The organism is Vibrio genomosp. F10 str. 9ZD137 (genome assembly GCF_049974785.1).
Taxonomy (GTDB): Bacteria; Pseudomonadota; Gammaproteobacteria; order Enterobacterales; family Vibrionaceae; genus Vibrio.
Genome location: NZ_JBNGCJ010000471.1, coordinates 1 through 4,533 on the forward strand (window position 1 = coordinate 1; position 4,533 = coordinate 4,533).

The 4,533-nt window shown below is 42.3% G+C and carries 4 protein-coding genes; 3 read left to right on the top strand and 1 reads right to left on the bottom strand.

Annotated elements, in window-relative coordinates; all coding sequences use genetic code 11:
• From ACP45E_RS11350 to gmtX, 3 genes are all read left to right on the top strand, one after another.
• Positions 1-535 (top strand): tyrosine-type recombinase/integrase (locus tag ACP45E_RS11350; protein ID WP_141707304.1); only part of this gene is annotated, 535 nt, incomplete at its 5' end.
• A complete protein-coding gene (gene gmtZ, locus ACP45E_RS11355) occupies positions 532-3,120 on the top strand; it encodes a gamma-mobile-trio integrase GmtZ (protein ID WP_017037807.1) in 2,589 nt (862 codons plus the stop codon). The genes ACP45E_RS11350 and gmtZ, both read left to right, overlap by 4 nt.
• Positions 3,113-3,751 (top strand): gamma-mobile-trio protein GmtX, encoded by a 639-nt coding sequence (gmtX, locus tag ACP45E_RS11360; RefSeq protein ID WP_017037808.1) that lies wholly within the window; start codon positions 3,113-3,115, stop codon positions 3,749-3,751. Before gmtZ ends, gmtX begins: the two co-directional genes overlap by 8 nt.
• 269 nt (positions 3,752-4,020) lie before the next feature.
• Here gmtX and ACP45E_RS11365 read toward each other — a convergent pair.
• Positions 4,021-4,533, bottom strand: a 513-nt coding sequence (locus tag ACP45E_RS11365; RefSeq protein ID WP_141707305.1) for a DUF3883 domain-containing protein, incomplete at its 5' end; no start/stop codon positions are given.

Here is a 4,533-nt window from a genome sequence, read left to right on the forward strand (position 1 = left end):
CTACATTCAACTTCATTGGTTTCCCTCTTATTACGGGGAAGTGTTTGCTTATTTATGGCAGCAATATTTAATGGCCTTGCTTCCTATTCGGCGAAATCACCCTTACGCCTTTGTTTCTTTTGCTAGAAAGCAACTGGGTAACGCATTAACACTCAATGCATTCAACCAAAGCTATGCGGCGGGTATGGGCAGAATTGGTCAAATCACATCGAAGCCCGAAGGTCGCTCGCCTCATGGCCATCGTCATGCCTATGGAAGACGGATGTCGAATGCCGGGGTAGATGTGCGATTCATCAAGAAAGCACTGCATCATTCTTCTCTCTTATCTCAGTCGATTTACACGCAACCAGGCGTTCGTGATGTCACACTTGCTTGCGAGCGTGCCACGCAGAAACTCGATGGTCAGCAGTATGCGAACTTTAAGCAAGATGTGGAGTTGAGCTGGGAAACCATTATGGAATCTGGGTTCGAAGATATTGATCCTGATGGCTTATTTTCAGGTAGAGCACCTAAGTTTGGGAAGCGAGCCTCATGAAATCAACAGACTATGAATTTAATTGGTTCACCGAAAAGAATGGTACGGGTTGGGATACGTGGCGAGAAGTTGCGGCGACGTGGTTACACCAAAACAAATATGGCATTGATCATAAGAAGAATGCGTTGGACCGGTTTTTGGATGAATTCTTAGTTCCGAAATTCATTGTTGATCCCGTCGAGTTTTTCGAAATGGGTCCGCAAGATTATGTTAAGTTTCTCGGTCAATTCGAATTGTCGGAAGGCTACAGGGTTCGACAAAACAATGAGGTGTGCTCGTTTATCGATTGGGTGATAACCACCTATTATTCTCAACCGGATGATGACGGTGAGTTGGTTGCCATGTTTAAGAACCCTTTTCAAAAAGGGTCTAATCCAGTTAAAAATCAAGAAACGGTCTACAACGCTTTACCTTATACCTACATTAAACGGTTGCGAAAAATTCTTTGTCCGATTGAAAGGGGCAACTTTTCAGATTGGAAATGGGCGATTGAGCAAAGTGACGCATTTATCTCAAATGGTCGGCATCAAAGAGATTGGTTCATTGTTGACGGCTCTGCCATTGATAAAGATGACCCTGATTGTGTATGGCGGAAAATCAAAGTAGATAAGCCTCGCAGTATTAGAATTGATGGAGTACTAAAGCCGTTTAAGGAAGGTGACCACTTTTATGTGGTTTGGTCACCCGTCCGCGCAATGGCGCTGTACCTAAAATTACAGCTTCCATTACGTACTTTTCAGGTTCGCATGCTTGATTCTGGTGAAGCCGATACGTGGCGCTACGAGAGTGGAAGCTGGGTTGCCAATGAAATGAATGAGTTTGCTGAAGGCAGTGAAAAGCGCCCTTGGCAAAAAGGTATTTTTCACCGAATCATCACACCCGATATTGGTGATGTAATGACAGGCCTCTATATAAACACTAATAAGACCGCCGATAAAAATAAGGATGAAATCACGCGAGGCTATGTGATCCCTTGGCAGCATGAAGAAGTCTTATATTGGTTAGAGAAGCTGCGAAACTGGCAACAGAAATACAACCCCATTACCAAACCGACTTCTATCCATAAGCTTGATTATAAGCACTTTGGAAGTACCAAAACGGATATTCAACGAAATGAGATCGGTGATATTTGTTTTTTGTTTCGTAATGCCGCCGCTGCTCTGCACAGTGAAAAGGAAATGCCGATCACTCAAGGGTATTTGAACACGCTTTGGATAAGCTTGATGGCGGAACTAGAAATCAAGATTCAAAAAGATGATCACAAACTCATGGATGGCAGCAAAGTTCATTTCATTGACCCTGCTAATCATCGTAAGACACTATTTCCGTTACATTCGTTACGCGTTTCTCTGATCACCTGCTACACCATTGAAGGTGAAATCCCCGCACCGGTGTTATCTAAGTTATTGGTCGGTCACAGTCGACTCATCATGACCATGCATTACACAAAAGTATCCCCAGTGATGATGGCAAAAAAGATGAAGGCAGCAGAAAACAAAATTGAAGAACAAAACGATGCGACGTTGCATTCATTCTTGGTCAATAAATCGATAGAAGAGATTGGCTTACAATCCGCTTATACCGATATAGAGTCCCTTCAAACAGTATTAAGGGTTCGAAACCCCGCAGGGTGGCAAGAAAAGGCGATAGGTATTTGTTTAGCAGGCGGGAACACAACGCCATTAGTAGAAAGTACCTCCACAGCAGGGTGTTGGAACGGAGGGGAAAAACTAAAGAAAGCGAATCGTAACCAAGCGGATTTGTATGGCCCCGTTCCTCATGGTATTGAAAATTGCGTCCGTTGCCGTTGGTTTATTACCGACATTAAATACATCCATTCTTTAACCGCCCATTTCAATAATCTTAGCTATCACGCGTCAGAGTCGGCCAAAATTGCCGCAGAGTTAGAAGCTGAGCAAGCCGAATTACTAGACGAAGAATACTTCTGTGAAGTGAACAACGAGCAGTTCCAGAAGTATGAGTACTTACATCAAATAGACCGCAGAATTGAAAAACAAAAAATTGATGCGGATGAATACTGTAAAGATTTGGTCACCTGTTTTCAGATAATTCGTAAGCTTATTCGCATCGAAGAACAGCGGCTCCCCGAAGACACCGTCGATAAAGTCATCGCAATAGGATCACATACGGAGATTTCCCCGTTCTTTAGTTTTGTTGACACAGAGTCAGAGTTTCGACAGTTGATACAGTTATGCGATGACGCCGAAATTTACGCGGATCTACGGGATGATTTAAGAAAAACGCCAGCAATCAGTCATCGATCAAACAAGTTAAATTCAATGCTCATGCAGTCGGGTTACATGCCATTTTTGATGCAGCTTGATGATGAAACTCAGCTCTTAGCGGGTAATGCAATGATTAATGCCATGCTCAAAGCGACAGGAGAGCTTGATAAAACCAAAGCGATGGGCCTCATCGCATCGTATCTTGATACGGAAACGTATTTACAAGACGCGGGTTTATTAGAGATAGGCGTAAAGGCTATTGAGGCGCAAACGGGAATCAATATGTTACGCCTTGCTGACTTGTCGAAAAATAAAATGGGAGTAATTAAAAATGGCTAACCCAGTGGACCCGTACATTATTCTGGAAGAACTGTGTTCCAGCGCGACAGCCCGCACAACGACAGCGCTAAGAACATTGCACAACATTCTAGAACAACAAAGCCAGACCAAGTCATTGGACTTCTCTATCGTGACGATTGGAAAGTTATCTCAAGAACAAGGCGGACCTTCGACACAGACCATTCGTAATCGAACAGGAAAGCATTTTCAGCAATTGATTGATGCATGGGCAGCCTATTCAGGAACGACTCGTAAGAAGCCACTCTCGGTGCGTCAGAAGCAGCTTCTCAACAATAATGACCAACACATACTGGAGTCTATCGATGATCCAGTCATTCGAGCGGTTGTTGGCTCGTTAATTGCGGAGAGGAACAAATACAGGGATCAGCTTAACGTACTAAAAGCGAATGCCGATATTGTCATTGACCGGACGGCTAAATCTCAGCCTCAGGTGGCGGCTACTTCAAATCAGCTGACGCCAATAGAAGTGGAGGCTTTGAGGGCGTCCGTTTCTGACGAGTTTATGGATGAGCAACGATGGGTTGTGATGCCGACGGGGCAAGTGAAAGACGAAAATGGCATAGAAGTTTACCAGCGTGGCTATGTGAATGGGGTGCTTAAGTTGATTTGAGAGTGAAAATTAGGGCTGTTAATCTGATTCGTTTCAGAACGCCTTTTTTTTACAATAGAATTAGCTAATGTGCAAAATATGCACATTGCCAGTCAATCTACTTCCGAGTATTTCTACGTTAGTAGAACTGTTGCAAAAATTGTAAGAAGTTCCTGATTAATGGAACTGCGGCTTTAAGGGTGTGAGAACTAGTAGAATCAACCTGACCAAAATTTAGTGACTTATTTACTGAATATAAAATACTGGACGCACTTAGATTATGTAATTTACTACTTTTCTTTAAATCTAATCCCAAAGCTCTTATAAACTGCGGTGAAATTACTATTCTTGAAAAAATCTTCATCATCTCTTATCGAGAATATATTACCTAAGTCTCGAATTTTCCTATTTTTATTATCCATCACATTAGTTACAAATATCAACTTGAATTGAGACTTTTCTTCCAAGGCCCGATCAACTTCATTTTTAGATATTTCAAAAGTTAAGGAGTTGTCTGATTTACCCTTAACCTCAACATATATTTTATTTCCATTTTTATCAATGTAGTCAATATCATAACCATGTCCATCATGACCTTCTGGGTTGAAGCCAGGGTGTTCTTTAGGGGCTTTTGCCGCAAACTTTGAAACCCAATTAACAGTTTTGTATTTGGACTTTAAATATTCATATACAACTTTTTCTGCAACTATACCTATATTTTCTTTTGCTTGGGCATTTCCTCCACCATCAAAACGGCCTCCACCATGACCTCCAGTGCCTGGGTTTGTAGGCTGTTCTACTCC

Excerpts from the sequence above, each read along its gene's own strand:
- gmtZ (WP_017037807.1), top strand. The coding sequence starts at position 532 with ATGAAATCAACAGACTATGAATTTAATTGGTTCACCGAAAAGAATGGT.
- gmtX (WP_017037808.1), top strand. The coding sequence starts at position 3,113 with ATGGCTAACCCAGTGGACCCGTACATTATTCTGGAAGAACTGTGTTCC.